The sequence below is a fragment of the Nitrococcus sp. genome (assembly GCF_059432795.1).
This window is the reverse complement of sequence record NZ_JBXWZQ010000009.1, coordinates 1-16730: the sequence shown is the minus strand read 5'-3', so window position 1 is coordinate 16730 and position 16730 is coordinate 1. Positions and strand designations below refer to the sequence as shown.

Annotated in this window: 14 protein-coding genes; 3 read left to right on the top strand and 11 right to left on the bottom strand. The window is 67.2% G+C overall.

What is annotated here, in order from left to right:
* Positions 1 to 76 precede the first annotated feature (76 nt).
* Both xth and AC52Q4_RS01150 read right to left on the bottom strand, forming a co-directional pair.
* Positions 77 to 847 carry an exodeoxyribonuclease III gene (gene xth / locus AC52Q4_RS01155; RefSeq protein WP_495534964.1) on the bottom strand — a complete coding sequence of 257 codons (771 nt, stop codon included), beginning with the start codon at positions 845 to 847 and terminating at the stop codon, positions 77 to 79.
* A gap of 14 nt (positions 848 to 861) precedes the next feature.
* Positions 862 to 2907, bottom strand: a complete 2046-nt coding sequence (locus tag AC52Q4_RS01150) for a M3 family metallopeptidase (RefSeq protein WP_495534963.1) — start codon at positions 2905 to 2907, stop codon at positions 862 to 864.
* 83 nt (positions 2908 to 2990) lie between these two features.
* Between AC52Q4_RS01150 and gorA the strand changes: the two genes are divergently transcribed.
* From gorA to AC52Q4_RS01135, 3 genes are all read left to right on the top strand, one after another.
* Complete coding sequence (gene gorA, locus AC52Q4_RS01145) at positions 2991 to 4337, top strand: glutathione-disulfide reductase (RefSeq protein WP_495534962.1); 1347 nt, start codon at positions 2991 to 2993, stop codon at positions 4335 to 4337.
* A gap of 138 nt (positions 4338 to 4475) precedes the next feature.
* Positions 4476 to 5009 (top strand): gamma carbonic anhydrase family protein, encoded by a 534-nt coding sequence (locus AC52Q4_RS01140; protein WP_495534961.1) that lies wholly within the window; start codon positions 4476 to 4478, stop codon positions 5007 to 5009.
* 24 nt (positions 5010 to 5033) lie between these two features.
* Complete coding sequence (locus AC52Q4_RS01135; protein ID WP_495534960.1) at positions 5034 to 6098, top strand: succinylglutamate desuccinylase/aspartoacylase family protein; 1065 nt, start codon at positions 5034 to 5036, stop codon at positions 6096 to 6098.
* Positions 6099 to 6147: 49 nt separating this feature from the next.
* Here AC52Q4_RS01135 and AC52Q4_RS01130 read toward each other — a convergent pair whose 3' ends face one another.
* The 9 genes from AC52Q4_RS01130 to AC52Q4_RS01090 all read right to left on the bottom strand — a co-directional run.
* Positions 6148 to 7596 (bottom strand): NADH-quinone oxidoreductase subunit N, encoded by a 1449-nt coding sequence (locus AC52Q4_RS01130; RefSeq protein WP_495534959.1) that lies wholly within the window; start codon positions 7594 to 7596, stop codon positions 6148 to 6150.
* Between the two features lie 28 nt (positions 7597 to 7624).
* Positions 7625 to 9091: a complex I subunit 4 family protein gene (locus tag AC52Q4_RS01125; protein WP_495534958.1), complete on the bottom strand. Its 1467-nt coding sequence runs from the start codon at positions 9089 to 9091 to the stop codon at positions 7625 to 7627.
* 11 nt (positions 9092 to 9102) lie between these two features.
* Positions 9103 to 10989, bottom strand: a complete 1887-nt coding sequence (gene nuoL / locus AC52Q4_RS01120) for an NADH-quinone oxidoreductase subunit L (protein WP_495534957.1) — start codon at positions 10987 to 10989, stop codon at positions 9103 to 9105.
* Complete coding sequence (nuoK, locus tag AC52Q4_RS01115) at positions 10986 to 11294, bottom strand: NADH-quinone oxidoreductase subunit NuoK (protein ID WP_495534956.1); 309 nt, start codon at positions 11292 to 11294, stop codon at positions 10986 to 10988. Before nuoK ends, nuoL begins: the two co-directional genes overlap by 4 nt.
* Positions 11295 to 11298: 4 nt before the next feature.
* Positions 11299 to 11808: an NADH-quinone oxidoreductase subunit J gene (gene nuoJ, locus AC52Q4_RS01110; RefSeq protein WP_495534955.1), complete on the bottom strand. Its 510-nt coding sequence runs from the start codon at positions 11806 to 11808 to the stop codon at positions 11299 to 11301.
* Positions 11809 to 11949: 141 nt separating this feature from the next.
* Positions 11950 to 12465, bottom strand: a complete 516-nt coding sequence (gene nuoI / locus AC52Q4_RS01105) for an NADH-quinone oxidoreductase subunit NuoI (RefSeq protein ID WP_495534954.1) — start codon at positions 12463 to 12465, stop codon at positions 11950 to 11952.
* Positions 12466 to 12482: 17 nt separating this feature from the next.
* Entirely contained in the window at positions 12483 to 13445 is a 963-nt protein-coding gene (nuoH, locus tag AC52Q4_RS01100; protein ID WP_495534953.1) for an NADH-quinone oxidoreductase subunit NuoH, read from the bottom strand.
* Positions 13442 to 16150: an NADH-quinone oxidoreductase subunit NuoG gene (gene nuoG, locus AC52Q4_RS01095; protein ID WP_495534952.1), complete on the bottom strand. Its 2709-nt coding sequence runs from the start codon at positions 16148 to 16150 to the stop codon at positions 13442 to 13444. The genes nuoH and nuoG overlap by 4 nt, the downstream gene beginning before the upstream one ends.
* The coding region (locus tag AC52Q4_RS01090; RefSeq protein ID WP_495534951.1) for an NADH-ubiquinone oxidoreductase-F iron-sulfur binding region domain-containing protein at positions 16150 to 16730 on the bottom strand (581 nt) is incomplete at its 5' end. The genes nuoG and AC52Q4_RS01090, both read right to left, overlap by 1 nt.

The window sequence follows — 16730 nt, the reverse complement described above, 5'->3', positions numbered from 1 at the left end:
GGCCTCGCGCATGCAGCCGGCTGGGTGGAGCCCGGCTGCGTTTGCGTTGAGGCGCCCGTGCTTTTCGAAGGTCGGGTTATTGAAGGTCGAGCTCGGCGACCACCGGTGCATGATCCGAGGGCCGCGTCCAGCCGCGCGGCGTCCGGTCGACATAGCTAGCGGTGAGCTTGCGGGTCAGCGCGGCGCTGGTGAGGATGAGATCGATGCGCAGCCCGCGGTTGCGGCGGAAATTGTTCATCCGGTAGTCCCACCAGGAATAGACGCCCGCCTCCTGCGGGAATTGCCGGAAGCTGTCCGTGAGGCCAAGAGCCAACAAGGCCTGCAGGGCCCGCCGCTCCGGCGTGCTGCACAGCACCTGCTCGTGCCATAGCTGCGGGTCGTGGACGTCGCGATCCAGCGGGGCGATGTTGAAATCCCCAACCACGACAAGGGGTTGCCGCGCCGCCAACTCCTCGGCAAGCCAAGCGCGCAGATGCGCGAGCCAGTCGAGCTTGTAGGCGTATTTCTCGCTGCCGACCGCCTGGCCGTTCGGCACGTACAGGTTGATGAAGCGCAGCCCCGCCGTGGTCACCGCCAGAACGCGACGTTGCCGGTCCTCCAGGGCCGGGATGTCACAGAGGACCTCGGTGATCGGCCAGCGCGAGAGCACCGCGACGCCGTTGTAGGTCTTCTGCCCCGAGTAGACCATTTCGTACCCCGCCGCGCGCAGCGCCTCGATGGGAAAGGAGTTGTCGAGGAGCTTGGTCTCCTGCAGGCCCAGGAGATCGGGTCGCACGGCATCCAGCCACTCCAGCACGTGCGGCAGCCGGACCTTCAGCGAATTGACGTTCCAGGAGGCAAGCTTCATGGCAGGCGGGGGCGTCAGGCGATGAGCCCGCTGTGGCGCAGCAGCGGCTCGATACTGGGCTTGCGGCCGCGAAAGGCGGTGAACAACGCCATGGCGTCCTCGGAGCCGCCCTTCTCCAGAATGCGCTCGAGGAACGCGCGGCCGGTTTCGGGGTTGAAAAGACCCTCCTCCTCGAAGCGCGAATAGGCGTCGGCCGAAAGCACTTCCGCCCACTTGTAACTGTAGTAGCCGGCCGCGTAGCCACCGGCGAAGATGTGCGCAAAGGTGCAAGGGAATCGGTTGAACGCCGGGGGCTTGAGCACGGCCACCCGGTCCCGGACCTCGTCGAGCAACTGGTAGATGCGCTCGGCACTCGGCGGTTGCGGCTCCAGATGCAGGCGGAAGTCGAACAATGCGAGCTCGAGCTGACGCACCATCTGCATGGCCGACTGGAAGTTGCGTCCCGCCTTGAGTTGCTGGAAGAGCGCGTCGGGCAGCGCCATGGCGCTTTCGTGGTGGCGCGCGATGAGCTCCAGCGCCGGTTGCTCCCAGCCCCAGTTCTCCATGAACTGGCTGGGCAGCTCGACGGCATCCCAGGGCACGCCGTTGATGCCCGAGACGCCGGGGGCATCCACGCGGGTGAGCATATGGTGCAGGCCGTGGCCGAACTCATGGAACAGGGTCAGCACCTCGTCGTGGCTGAGGCGGGCCGCGGCACCGGATTCGGTGGGCGGCGTGAAGTTGCAGGTCAGGTAGGCCACCGGAATCTGCAGCTCGCCGGTCCGAGAACGCCAGCGCACGCGGCATTCGTCCATCCAGGCGCCGCCGCGCTTGTTCGCCCGCGCATAGAGGTCGCAGTAGAACCGCCCGCGCAGGGCGGCGTCGCTATCGTGGATCTCATAGAAGCGCACGTCGGGGTGCCAGGTTTCGATGCCCTCACGCTCGGCAATCCGGATCCCGTAGAGGCGCTCGACGATGGCGAACAGCCCGCCCAACACGGCATCGACCGGGAAATACGGCCGCAGATCCTCGGCGGAGAGCCGGAACCGGCGTTGCCGCAGCTGCTCGGTGTAGAAACCGACATCCCAGGCCTCGAGTGACTCGACGCCGTGCGCCTCGCGGGCGAAGCGCCGCAGCTCGGCGAGCTCCGTGAGCGCCTGCGGGCGGCTGCGCTGCGCCAGATCCTCCAGAAACTCCAGAACCTCATCGGTGCCGGGCGCCATTTTGGTCTGCAGCGAGAGCTCGGCGTAATTGCGCAGGCCCAGCAGCCGGGCCTGCTCATGTCGCAGCGCGAGAATTTCCTCCATGATGGAGTGATTGTCCCAGCGGTTCGCATCGGGGCCGGCGTCGGAGGCCCGCGTGTTCCAGCCTTCATAGAACTCGCGGCGCAGCGCCCGATCTTCGGCGTAGCTCATGACGGCGTGGTAGGTTGGGAAATCGAGCGACAAACGCCAGCCTTCCTCCCCGGCACGCTCGGCCGCCTGTCTGGCCATGTGGCGTATGCCCTCCGGGAGCCCGGCGAGCCGCGCCCGATCGGTGATCGGCTTCTGCCAGTGGTTGGTGGCGTCGAGCAGATTGTCCTCGAATCGCGAGGCGAGCTCGGCGAGGCGTTGCGCGTTGGCCTTGTAGCGCGCCTTCTCCGGCGCCGGGAGTGCGACCCCGGCCAGCCGGAAGTCCCGCAACGCGTGATCGATCGTCTGTTGTTGCGCGCGGTCGAGGAGACTGAAGGCGGCGCTGTCGCGGATGGCGCCGATCGCCTGAAAGAGCCGCTCGTTTTGCGCGAGCTCGGTGTAATACTCGGAAATCTTGGGCAGACAGGCGTTGTAGCTCGCGCGCAAGGCCTCGTTGTTGACCACGGCGTTCATGTGCGCGATCGGCGACCAGGCCTTGCGCAGGCGGTTGTTGAGCGCCTCCAGCGGCTCGATCAGGTTCTCCCAGGTGGGCTGGCTGGTGTCTGCGAGAATCGCTTCGAGCCCGCGCTGATTGTCGGCAAGGATCTCATCGATGGCGGGCACGACGTGCTCGGGACGAATGGCGGTGAACCGGGGGAGATCCTCGGTATCCAGCACGGGGTTGTCCATGGGTACAGTTTTGCTCGCTCGGGAGTGGATTGGTTATCTTACGCGATTGCTCCCTATTTTCCGCAGCGGGGACGGAACTGCAAATGGCACGGCATTATGATCTGATCTGTATCGGCGGCGGCAGCGGCGGCATCGCCGCGGCACGTCGGGCAGCGGCCCACGGCGCGCGCTGCGCGGTGGTCGAGCAGTCGCGGCTCGGCGGCACGTGCGTCAACGTCGGCTGTGTGCCGAAGAAGATCATGTGGAATGCCGCGCACACCGCGGAGGTGATCGAACGGGCCGCCGATTACGGTTTCCGCCTGGAGGTGGCCGGGCACGACTGGGGCGCCCTGGTCGAGCGGCGCGACGTTTACATCGAGCGGCTGAACACGATCTACCGGCACACTCTGGAGCGCTCCGACGTCGCGTTGTATGAATCCCGCGCCCGCTTTGTCGATCCGCACACGCTGGATGTGGGCGGCGAGCGTGTCACGGCGGATCGCTTCATCATCGCCGTGGGCGGTCGCCCCATCATTCCCGACTTGCCCGGCGCGGAGCTCGGTATCGACTCCGACGGCTTCTTTGCCCTGCAGCGGTGTCCCGCGCACGTCGCGGTGGTCGGTGCCGGATACATCGCCGTCGAGCTCTGCGGTGTGCTCCGCCAGCTCGGCAGCCGGGTCTCGCTGTTCTTCCGCCGGGATTATCCCTTGCGGCACTTCGACCCCATGCTCCGGGCGGCCTATGTGGAGGCCGCGCAGGCCGACGGTATCGAGGTTGTCAGTGGCTTCGTCCCCGCGAGCCTCGAGCGGGCGGCCGATCGGCTTTGTCTGCGGGCCGCGGACGGGCGCAGCGCGGGCGGTTTCGAGCAGGTGATCTGGGCCGTGGGGCGCGCGCCGAATACGGGCGGGCTGGGGCTGGAGGCGGCGGGCGTGGAGCTTGCCGCCGACGGTGTCGTCCCAGTCGATCAATGGCAAGCCACGAACCAGCCGCACATCTTCGCGATCGGCGACGTGACTCGGGTGTTTCCGTTGACCCCGGTGGCGATCGCCGCCGGTCGGCGTCTCGCGGACCGGCTGTGGGGCGGACAACCGGAGCGTCGTCTGCCTTACGAGATGATTCCCTCGGTGGTGTTCACGCACCCGCCCCTGGGGGCCGTCGGCCTGACCGAGGAGCAGGCGCGGCAACGCTATGGCGACGACGTCAAGGTTTATACGAGCCGCTTCATACCGCTCGAACAGGCATTGTCGGAGAACAAGCGGCCGAGCGCCATGAAGCTCGTCTGTATCGGCGAGGAAGAGCGAATCGTCGGCGCGCATCTGTTCGGTCCGGGAGTGGACGAGATGCTGCAGGGCTTCGCGGTCGCCATTCGGATGGGCGCGACCAAGCGCGATTTCGATGACACGGTTGCGATCCATCCGACCAGCGCCGAAGAGTTGGTCACCATGACCTAGACGGAGCGCTCGGGGCTTGCCGCCGCGCCGCACGGTCTATGCGCGGCGCCCCGCGATCGCTAGACTTCCCGGGTCACGCGGCATCGCGTCGCGCGCGCTTGGCGAGACGATTTCACAACCGGATTCGAGCACAGGCCCATGCTTCGTTCCTTCAAAGACTGCGTACCGCGGCTTGCCGATACCGCCTGGGTGGACGAGACCGCCCTGGTCATCGGTGACGTGACACTCGCCGAGGACGTCTCCGTGTGGCCCATGGCGGTCGTCCGCGGCGATATCAACGCCATACGAATCGGCGCGCGCAGCAATATTCAGGATGGGACGGTGGTTCACGTCACGCACGACGGCCCGTATACCCCCGGCGGGCATTCCACGAGCCTCGGCGAGGATGTGACTGTCGGCCACCGTGCCATCGTGCACGCCTGTACGGTGGGCAGCCGGGTGCTCATCGGGATGGGGGCGGTTCTTATGGACGCGGTCGAGGTCGAAGACGATGTGATCATCGCCGCCGGCGCCTTGGTGCCACCCGGGAAGCGGCTGCATTCGGGCTGGCTTTTTGTCGGCGCGCCGGCGCGGGCCGCGCGCGAAATCACCCGCACGGAGCGCGAGCAGCTCCTCTATTCGGCGCGCTATTACGCGCAGCTCAAGGACGTGCACCGCGCGGCTCGGGACTGAGCCGCCGGCTGGGAGTTGGCAGACGTGGATCATCCGAGAGCGGCCGGCCGGCCCTCCCTCGAGATCGCCGGCCATCGGATCGAGGCCGGCGAGCGGCGCACCATCGATATTCCCGCCGCGCTGCTCTATACGCATGCGCCGATCACGCTGCCGGTGCAGGTGATCCACGGTCGGGAGGAGGGTCCCTCCCTGCTCGTCTGCGCGGCGATTCATGGCGATGAGATCAGCGGGGTGGAGATCATCCGCCGGGTGCTGCTGCTGCCCGCCCTCAAACGCTTGAAAGGGACCCTGCTGGCAGTGCCGATCGTAAACGTGTTCGGTTTTGCCGACCGCTCGCGCTACCTGCCGGATCGGCGGGACCTCAATCGCGCGTTTCCCGGCAGCGAGCGTGGCTCGCTCGCCGCGCGCATGGCGCATCTTTTCGTGCGCGAGATCCTCTCCCAGACCAGCCATGTCATCGATCTGCATACCGCCGCGATCCACCGTGACAACCTGCCGCAGATTCGCGCCAACCTGGACGAGCCGAGCTGCCTCGCCATGGCCCGGGCCTTCGGCGTACCGGTCATGATCAATGCGCCGCTGATCGAGGGCAGCCTGCGCCAGCTATGCAATGACACCGGTAAGGCGGTGATCACCTACGAGGCCGGGGAGGCGCTGCGTTTCAACGAGGCCGCGATCCAGGCGGGGGTCAAGGGAATCATTCGCGTGCTGCGCCACCTGGGGATGATTCCCTCCAGCCGCTCGCGCCGGGGCGCGCCGGAGTCGAACTATGCGGCGAACTACAGCACCTGGGTGCGAGCCGAGCAGGACGGCATCTTCCGCACGGCGGTGGCGCTCGGCGCGCATGTCCACCAGGGGCAGGCGCTCGGCTATATCGCCGACCCGTTCGGGGAGCGGGAGCTCACTGTCCAGGCAAGCCTCGACGGCATCGTGGTCGGGCGCAACAACCTGCCGCTGGTGCACGAGGGTGAGGCGCTGTTTCATCTCGCCCGCTTCGACTCGGTGCGTCGCGTAGCCAAATACGTCGCGGCCTTCAACCGCGAGCTGGAGGAAGACCAGGGCTGGCAGGGTGAGCCGCCGATCGTATGAGGCGAGCGCCGAACGCGACCCTCGCTCTTATCGCCCTCGCGCTGCCGCGTCAATGCAAAACGCCGGGCGAGCCATGGCGGATCAGCTCGAGCAGCGGTGAAGGGTAGACGCCGAGGGCGATCAGCAGGAAGGTGAGCGCCGCGAGCGTCAGGTGCCCGGGCAGCGCAAGGCCGGAGCCCGCCTGCGGAGCGCGCGCGCCCGGCGCGCCCGCCATCACCACCACCACGCGCAGATAATAAAACAGCCCGAGCGCGCTGCCGAGGATCAAGGCCGCTAACAAGGGCCACAGCCGGGCATCGGTACCGGCGGTGAACACGTAGAACTTCGCCACGAACCCGGCGGTCAGCGGCATGCCCGCGAGCGCGAGCAGCATGGCGGTGAAGGCGCCGGCGAGCCAGGGGCGTTGCCAGAAAAGGCCCCGGTAGGCCTCCAGCTGGTCCAGTTCACCCTCGCTCGCCGCGGCCGAGTAGACCGTGATGGCGCCGAAAGCACCCAGCGTCATGAGGAAGTAGGCGGTGAGATAATAGGCCACGCTCTCGACGGCGAGTTCGCCGCCGGCGACCAGCGGCACCAGCAGATAGCCCATGTGGGCGATGGAAGAGTAGGCGAGCAGGCGTTTGAGGTTGCGCTGCAGCAAAGCGAGCAGATTGCCGACGAGCATGGAGGCGATTCCGACAAGCGCGAGCGCGTTCAGCACGCTCGGCGAGCCGTAGGCGCCGGTTTCCAGCAGGAAGCGCAGCAGCAGCACGATCACCGCGCCTTTGGAAACCGTGGCGAGGAACGCCGTGACCGGCGCCGGGGCCCCTTCGAAAACGTCCGGAGTCCACAGGTGAAAGGGCACCAGCGAAAGCTTGAAGGCGAGACCGGTGACGACCAGGGCAATGCCGGCGATCAAATAAGGTCTCCCCACCAAGGTCAGTGCCGTGATTCGGTCGGCCACCGCCGGGAATTCGAGCGCGCCCAGCTCGGCATAGATCAGTGCCATGCCGAAGAGCAGGAAGGCGGCGGCGACCCCGGCAAGGATGAGGTACTTCACGCCGGCCTCCAGGGGTCGCCCCCGGTGCACCGGATAGGCCACCAGCGCGAACAGCGCCACGCTGAGTAACTCCAAGCCGAGCAGGAGCGAGCCGAAATGACGGCTCGCCACCAGCACGGCGGCACCCAGGGTCGCCGCGAGCAGCAGTAGATAAAGCTCCTCGTGAACACCCGGCCGGCGGTAGCAGTAGCCGAAGGTGAGCACGGTCACGGCGAGCGCGGCGAGCACCATCAGCACCAGGAAGAAAAGCGCGTAGCCGTCGATGCTGAACAATGCCGTCACCAGGCGCGGCGCGTGGCCGGCGGCGAGCGGTATGGCCAGCAGGGTCAGTGCCAAACCGCCGCACGTGAGCGCGGCCGTCGCCCGATGATCGCGGCGGATCGCCACGCCGATCAGCACAACGAGCACCGTGGCGCTCAATACGAGCCAGGGGGACAAAGCCAGGAAATCTGCGGCCGTCATCGCTGCGAGCCTCCCCTTTCGTGCAGGGTCAGATGTAGGTGAGTTCGCGCAAGGCGCCGAGAGCGGGCGCAGCCAGGTCGAGAATGGGCTGCGGGTTAAGCCCCAGCCAAACGACAATGCCGATCATCACGCCCATGATGCTCATCTCCCGGGCGTTGAAATCGGCCAGCGCCAGCCCCGGCGCGGCGGGCCCGTGAAAGGCTTGCTGCACCAGCCACAAGGTATAGATCACCGCGACCACCAGCCCGGCGACGGCGAACGCGGTCGCCGCCGGGCTGGCGTGATAGCTGCCGGCCAACACCAGGAACTCGCCGACGAAATTCGCCAACCCCGGCAGTCCCAGAGAGGCGATCGCGAAGAACAACGCGGCGCCACTGAGGCGCGGCGCCCGCGACCAGATCCCGCCCATGTCTGCCAGCTCCCGGGTATGCAGCCGCTCCTGCAGCGAGCCGGCGATGATGAACAGCGCCCCTGTGCTGAGCCCGTGGGCGATGATCAGCATGACCACGCCCTGCAGCGCGAGCTCGTTCCAGGCGAACACGCCGAGGAGCACGAATCCCATGTGGCTGATGCTGGTGTAGGCCACCAGACGCTTGAAGTCCTGCTGCGCGAAGGCGACCAGGCCGCCGTAGAGAATGCCGATCACCGCCAGGACCATCGCCACCGGCGCGAACTCCGCCGCGGCCCCTGGAAAGAGCGGGGTAATGAAGCGCAGCAGCCCATAGGCGCCCGTCTTGAGAAGAATTCCCGCCAGTACGACGCTGCCGGCGGTAGGCGCGTCCGTGTGGGCATCCGGCAGCCAGGTGTGGAACGGCACCATCGGGAGCTTGACCGCGAAGGCGACGAAAAAGCCGAGCATCAGATACAGCGCGGTGCCCGGGTCCAGGGTCGTGCCCAGCAAATCGAAGTAGCTGAAGCTCAGCACACCGCTTTGTGCCTGATGGGTCAATGCGAGCGCGATGATCGACAGCAGCATCAGCAGGCCGCTTGCCTGGGTGAAGAGGAAAAACTTGAGCGTGGAGTAGACGCGGTTTTCATGGCCCCAGATCCCGATCAGGAAGTACATCGGGATGAGCATGGCCTCCCAGAAGAAGAAGAACAGGAACAGATCCAGAGCCAGGAACACGCCGATGGCGCCGGCGAGCGTGGCGAGCAGGTTGAAGTGAAAGAAACCCACGCGCTCGCGGATCTCCGCCCAGGAGGCCGCAACCGAGACCAGGCCGAGAAAGAGCGTGAGCAGCACCAGGATGACACTCAGCCCATCGGCGGCGAGCAGCACTCGGATGCCAAAGCGCGGGATCCAGGGCAGTTCCAGGTGCGCCAGCCAGGTCGCGTTGCCCGGCAGTGCCAAGCTCACCGGCTGTCCCCAGCACAGCTCGATCGCCAGTGCCAGGTCGAGCGCCAGGGCCGCAAGCGCGACCGCGCGCGGCCAGTGGCCGGCGAAGCGTCCGCAGAACCAGGCCAGAAGGGCACCCGCCAGCGGGATGAGAATCAACCACAGGAGAATCATGGCAACACCATCAGCGCGATCAGCAGGAACGCGCCGCAGGCGATCCCCGCGGCGTACCAGCGTACGTGGCCCGTCTGCGTGTGGCTGAGGCCGCGGTGCAGGGAGCGGCTCGCCGTGGCGATGCCCGTGAACAGCGTGTCGACGGCATCGTGGCGGTTGGCGCGGGTGAACGCGAGCAACGGCCTCACGAACAGCCGTTCATAAGCCCAGTCGAAGCCCCAGCCGGCCTGCCATAGGCGGCGTACGGCATGCAGCGCATGGGGTTGCGCCATCGCCGGGCGATACCGATAGCAAACCCAAGCGAGCACGGCACCGCAAACGCTCGCCAGGGAGGCAACAAGCGCGACGAGGCTTCCGCCGCCATCGGTGTGCGCGGAAGCGCCCGGACCCGGCGGTAGCGCGCTCGCAAGGAAGCCGGTAAAGGACTGCCCGCCCCCTCCCCAGGCCTGCGGGGACTCGACGAGCCCGGCGCCGAGGGAGAGTATCGCCAGCACCGTCAGCGCCGTCGCCTCCGCCACGCTGGCGCCGCGGCGGACGCGTCCTTTGGCTTCGCCGAGAAAGGCAACGAAAAACGCCCGGAACGTGTAGAGCGCCGTGAGCAGCGCACCCGCCACGCCTGCGATCCAGAGCCCGCCCATCGCCGCCTCCCAGGTCTGCGCGAGGATCAGGTCCTTGCTGTAGAAGCCCGCGGTGATCAACGGTAAGGCCGCCAATGAGGCGGCGCCGGCGAGAAACGCCAGCGAGGTTCCCGGCAGCTGCCGGGCGAGACCGCCCATGCGAAAGATGTCGTGTTCCTCGTCGAGCCCGGCGATGACCACGCCGGCGGCCAAAAAGAGCAGGGCCTTGAAGCAGGCGTGCGTCAGCAGATGGAAAAGCGCCGCGCCATAGCCGCCCACACCGAGCGCCAGAAACATATAGCCGATTTGGCTGATGGTGGAATAGGCCAGGATCCGCTTGATATCCCGCTGCACCAGGGCGGCGGCGCCAGCCAGGAGCAGCGTGGCGGCGCCGATCACGGCCACGGCGTAGTGCACGCCGGGTGCCAGCTCGAAGAGCACGTGCAGGCGGGCGATCAGATATACTCCCGCGGTGACCATGGTGGCGGCATGAATCAAGGCGCTGACCGGGGTCGGCCCGGCCATGGCGTCGGGCAGCCACACCTGCAGCGGCAATTGCGCGGATTTGCCCAGGGCGCCGGCGAGCAGCAAAGCCGCCGCCGCTGTGGCGAGCGTCGAGCCCTCCGCCCAGCCCTCGGCGGCAAGCCCCATCAGAGGCTGAATCTGCAGCGTGCCCCAATGCGCGAGCAGCAGGAACATGCCGATCAGCATGGCGGCATCGCCGATACGGGTGACGACGAATGCTTTGCGCGCCGCGCGGCCGGCGGCCGGATCGCCATAGCCGTGGCCGATCAGCAGATAGCTGCAAAGACCGACGATTTCCCAGCCCAGATAGAGAAAAAGCAGATTGTCGGCCAGCACCAGCACGAGCATGCCGGCGACGAAGAGATTCAGGTAGGCGAAGTAGCGCCGATAACCCGGATCCTCGGCCATGAAGGTCGCGGAGTAGAGATGAATCAGGAAGCCCACTCCGGTGACCACCAGCATCATCACCAGGGAAAGGGCATCCAGATACAAACCGAACCGGGGGTGCAGCTCGCCGACCTCCAGCCAGGAGCCGAGCACCTGGCTCGCATGCCCCGCGCTCGGCGGCTCGGCGAGGAAATTGAAACCAACAGCGGCGGCAAGGGCGGCGGACAAGGCCAGCGAACCCACCGCCACGGCCGCAATCGCGCGGCGGCTGAGCCAACCGCCGAACAGCGCGAGCACCACGAAGCCGGCGAGCGGCGCCAAGGGAATCAGCCAGAGGAGCGCAGAAGAGATCATCCGCGCATCTGCCTTGCCGCATCGACGTCGACGGTGCCGAAGCGCTGCTGTAGCTGCAGCACCAGAGCAAGCCCCACGGAGACTTCCGCGGCGGCCACCGCCAGAATCAGAATGAACAGCACCTGGCCGTCGGCTTCTCCCCAGCGCGCGCCGCCCAGCACGAAAGCGAGGCCCGCGGCGTTGAGCATGATCTCGATACCCATGAGGATGAACAGCACGTTGCGCCGGACCAGCACCGTGAGCAGCCCCAAGGCGAACAGGATCGCGGCCAGCAGCAGTCCGTGGGCGAGGAGGATCTCCGCCATCGGATCAATCCTGCGCCCGCGGCAGACGCTGGCCCAGATGATAGGCGCCGACCAGCGCCGCCAATAGCAGCATGGCGGCGAGTTCCACCGCGAGCAGGTAGGCTCCGAACAAGCCAAGACCCACGTCGTGTGCGCTCACGGCGGTGGTCGTGCGCTCGCTGCCACTGCCGATGACGATGACGTAGAGCAACTCTGCGAGCAGCAATCCGGCCAACAGGCTCGGGCCGATCCACACGCGGGGTCGCAGCCACTCACGTTCCTGAGCGCTCGCCTGTTCGCCCAGATTGAGCATCATCACCACGAAGACGAAAAGCACCATGATCGCGCCCGCGTAGATGATCACTTCCAGCGCCGCCGCGAGCGGTGCCCCGACGAGGTAGAAGATCAACGCGACGGCGAACAGCGAAACGATCAGGTAGAGCAGGGCGTGCACGGCATTACGGCTGGTGACCACGAGGGCCGTGGCGAGGATGGCGAGCAAGGCGGCGAGATAGAAGATTACGGCGGCGTGCATCGGTCAACTCACCCCTGATTTGCCGGGACACGCGGTACCTGCGTCCCCCTTGGATTCGAAGGCCGCCAAAGGGCGGTCGGCATCTCTGGCGGGTCCGCCCGCCAGGGCGCGCAAGGCGTGCGCTCGGCCAGCCCTGCGTACCTACGGCATGAGCCCGCGCACATCCACCGGCGCTTCCTCGTTTTCGGCTTGCCCTTTGTCCTTGCCGCCGACGGCGAGTCCCGCCACGCGGTAGAAGCTGTAATCGTGGTACTTGCCGGGACCCTCGATCATCAGGTCCTCCTTCTCGTAGACCATGTTCTGGCGCTCGTACTCGCTCATTTCGAAGTCCGGGATCAGCTGGATGGCATAGGTGGGGCAGGCCTCCTCGCAGAAGCCGCAGTAAATGCAGCGCGAGAAGTTGATGCGAAACCATTCGGGATACCAGCGCCCCGTCTCGTCCTCGGTTTTTTGCAGCGCTATGCAGTCCACCGGACAGGCGACCGCGCAGAGATTGCAGGCGACGCAACGCTCCGCCCCGTCCGGGTCCCGGGAGAGCACGATGCGCCCGCGCGTGCGCGGCGGTAGGGCCGGCGCCTGCTCCGGGTAGAGGACCGTCTCACGCCGGTGGAACGCGTGCAGGAACACATACCAGAGGCTGCGTAGCTGACTGAGCATCGAATACCTCCTCGGCTTCAGCCCTGTGTACCGCCCGCCAGCACGATGCCCCCGGTTACGACCAGGTTGAGCAAGGCGAGCGGCAGCATGAACTTCCAGCCATAGGCCATGAGCTGGTCATAACGGGGACGCGGCAGCGCGGCGCGCAGCAGCACGAAAAAGCAGGCCACCAGGGTGGTCTTGAGTACGAACCAAAGCAGCGGAGGCAGCCAGGGGCCGAGCCAGCCGCCGAAGAACAACGTGACGATCATCGCCGAGACGACGATGATGCCGACGTATTCGCCGACGAAGAACATGCCGAACTTCATGCCCGAGTACTCGGTATGATAGCCGGCGATCAGCTCGTTCTCGCTCTCCGGCAGGTCGAGCGGCAGGCGGTGCGTCTCGGCGACCCCGGCCACCAGGAAGACGACCAGGCCGAGGAACTGCGGGATGCAGAACCAAAGGTCGCGCTGCGCCGTGACGATGCTCTGGAGGTTGAACGAGCCGGCCAGCATGATCACGCCCATGAGCGCGAGCCCCATGAACACTTCGTAGCTGATCATCTGCGCGGCCGAGCGCAGGCCGCCGAGCAGCGCGTATTTGCTGTTGGACGCCCAGCCGCCCAGCACCACGCCGTACACGGAGATCGAAGTCATGGCGAGGAAGAACAGCAATCCGACGTCGAGGTCGACGATGCTCAACTGCGGTGCCATCGGTATCACCGCGAAGGCGAGCAGCATGGTCGCCATGATCACCGCCGGCGCCAGAACGAACAGGGCACGGTCGGCGAACGGGGGTACCCAATCCTCCTTGGTCAGAATCTTCACGAGATCGGCAAACCACTGCAGAGCGCCGAAGGGGCCGGCGCGGTTGGGACCGTAACGGTCCTGCCACAAGCCGAGCAATCGCCGCTCCACCCAGGTCAGCAACGCTGCACCGATCAGCAGCGCGCCCAGCGTCGATACGACCAGCAGCATGGCCTCGAGCAAAGCGGTCATGGCTCGATCACCCGCCGCAGGCGTGCCCGCTCGGAGCGGGCCACGCGGTTGCATTCCGCCGGACCCGTCGGCAGACCGGCAACGCCGCATGGCACGCCGAGGTCCAAGCGAACGGCGAGGCGGCAGGTACCGGTATCGGTGCTGACCTCGAGGAGGCTCTCCGGGCCGACGCCGAGCGCCTCGGCGTCGGCCGGGTGCAATGCGATGAACGGCGGGCCCATGCGTTCCGCCACGGGCGGCGAGTAGGCCGAGAGTTCCTCGCTGCCGAAAATCTGTGCCAGCGGCGCGAGCGTCCATTCGCCGCGGTGCGGCGCGAAGGCCGCGGGGACGGCGGAGAAAAATTCCGGCCGGCTGGCCGGGTCGGGCTCGATCAGGCGCACTCCGGGGTCGCCGCCGTGCAGCGGACCGGCAATTTCGTCCTGGAACTTGTTCACCGCCTGGATCGAGTTCCACCGGGGTGCCCAGAAATAGGGCCGCAAAGCCGGCGGGGTGCGCCGCCCGGCATAGCCTTCCATGGTGAAGGTGAGCGGCGAATCGAGATCCTGTGGCGGTTTGGGCTCGGCAACATCGAGATGGGCATCCTTGGCCGTGCGCCCGCTGTAGCGGTGTGGCTCGCGGGCGATCTTCATGTCGGCGATGCGGAAATCGGCGGCGGGGGCGGCCTCGGTGATGCGCTGCAGCGCCGCGGAGGTTTGCGCGCAATCGCGCGTGAGATCGTCCAGACGCCGCGGGGAGGCCGCGGGCGGCTCGGCCTCGGACGCCTCCTCGAGCCAGCGCCAGCTCTCCCGTATCGCCTCGCTCGGCTCGCAGACTGGGAAGAAGCGCTGCCCCCGGCCCTCGTAGCTGATGAGCGTCCCCTCGGATTCGGCGAAGGTTGCCGCTGGAAGCAGCAGCTCGGCCCGCTCGGTTGTGGCATGACGCAAGGCATCGAGCACGATCACATGGCGTGCCTGGGCGAGCGCCGCCTCCACCTGCTCGCGCCCGGCGCGCCGGTAAAGATCGTTTTCCAGCACGATGAGCACGGCGGCGTCGTCGGCGCACACGGCGTCGAGCGTGCTTGGCACGTCGCGCCCGCCGAGCAGCGTGACACCGAGGCTGTTGCACTCGGGCAGGCTCAGACAAAGCGATGCCCGGCGGTGCTCGTCACACAGTGCCCAGGCGATGTTGGCGGCCGCCTGGATGACGGCGGCGCTGGCACAGCCGGTGCCGCTCACGATCAGCGGGCGCTGGGCCTGGCGCAGCGCCTCGGCGATGTTTTCCACCAGGCCGCGATCCGCTTCCGGCAGGTCGGTTACTGCCGGTGCGCGCTCGTGAAGGGCATGCGCGATCGCCTGGCCGAGGCGCGCCACGTCGCCCGGTGCCGCGCGGCGGCTCACGTGCGCCACGTCGTCCAACCGCGTGCTCGCCGGCGTGAGGATGTAACAGGGATGGCGCAGATTGGGTCGGGAATTGCGCACCGCGGCGTCATGCCATTCCGGGACGTCCAACGCCGCGGCGGCCTGCTTGGCGCGCCCATACAGGGCCTGGCGCAGACTCAAGGCCACCCGCGGTGCCGTGGCGGTGGGGTCCTCGCCCAGGATCAGCACCGCATCGGCCTGCTCCATCTCGTGCAGCGAGGGCGCGGGGGTAGGCCCCTCACGCAGAATCCAGGCGACCAACTCGGCGAGTTGCTGCTCGCCCGCCGACTGCCCGGTGGAGAAATTCGCCGCTCCGACCAGCCGGCGCAGGGCGAAATTCGCCTCCAGCGAGGCGCGCGGCGAGCCGATGCCATGAGGGCGGCCCTGGCCGAGCAGTGCCTGCAAGCGTGCGGCCGCGACCGCCGGGCGCACGCTCGCGGCGCCGTCCGGCGCTGCCATCTCGGGCTCGCGGATGCGCGCCGCGCTGTTGACGAAGCCGTAGCCGAAGCGGCCCCGATCACAGAGGAAGTAACCGTTGACCGCGCCGTTGTAGCGGTTTTGGACACGCTTGAGCGTGCCGTAGCGCGCGCCGGGGCTGGTGTTGCAGCCGACCGCGCAGTGCACGCAGATCGAGGGGCTCGAGCGCAGGTCCCACTTGCGGGTATAGCTCCGGCTGAGCGGCTTGTCGGTGAAAACGCCGGTCGGGCAGACTTCCACCAGGTTGCCGCTGAACTCGCTCTCCAACGGCCCGTCGGCGTGGCGACCGAAGTAGACGTTGCGGTGCATGGCGAAGACATCGAGATCCACGCCGCCGGCGTATTCGCGATAAAAGCGCACGCAGCGATAGCAGGCGATGCAGCGGTTCATCTCGTGCTTGATGAACGGACCGAGGTTTTGGTTGCGATGCGTGCGCTTGGTGAAGCGGTAACGACGGCGGGTGTGGCCGGTGAGCACGGTCATATCCTGCAAGTGGCATTCGCCGCCTTCCTCGCAGACCGGGCAATCGTGCGGGTGATTGATCATCAGCCATTCGATGACGCTCGCGCGGAACTCGCACGCTTGCGCGTCGTTTACGGACAAGCGGGTGCCGTCCGCCGCCGGCGTCATGCAGGCCATCACGACCTGGCCGGTGCGGTCCGTCTCGTCCTTGTACTGCGTGATCGCGCACTGGCGACAGGCGCCCACCGAGCCCAGGGCGGGATGCCAGCAGAAATAGGGCAGATCGATACCGTGCTGGAGGCAGGCCGCGAGCAGGTTCGTGCGCGGATCCACCGTATAGGGCTCGCCGTCGATGTAGATCACCGCCATCAGCTCGCCTCCCTCGCGCCGGGAGCGCTTTGGCGGATGCCCGCCTGAAAATCCTCGGGGAAGTAGTTCAGCGCGCTCTCCAATGGCCCCATGGCCCCGGGCGCGTGGGCACAGAATGTCTTGCCCGGTCCCAGCAACCGGGTGTGGCGCTGCAGCATCTCGATGTCGCCCGGTCGGCCCGCGCCTTGGTCCAGCGCCGCCAGCACCCGCGCCACCCAGGGCAGGCCGTCGCGGCAGGGCGTGCACCAACCGCAGGATTCCTGCGCGTAAAAATGCTCCAGGTTGTAGAGGAAGCCGAGCAGCGAGGTGCGGTCATCGAGCACGACCATGGTGCCGGTACCGAGGCGGCTGCCCGCGTCGGCCACGTGATCGAAATCGAGCGGCAGGTCCAGGTGCTCGGCGACCAGAAACGGCGTCGAGCCGCCGCCCGGCAGCACCCCACGGAATCCGTAGCCGGCTTGCATACCGCCGGCGTGTTCCTCGAGCACCGCGCGCATGGGGGTGCCCATGGGCAGCTCCCAGCAGCCCGGCCGCGTGACGTGGCCGCTCGCGCCGAAAAGCTTCGTCCCGCCGTCTTCGG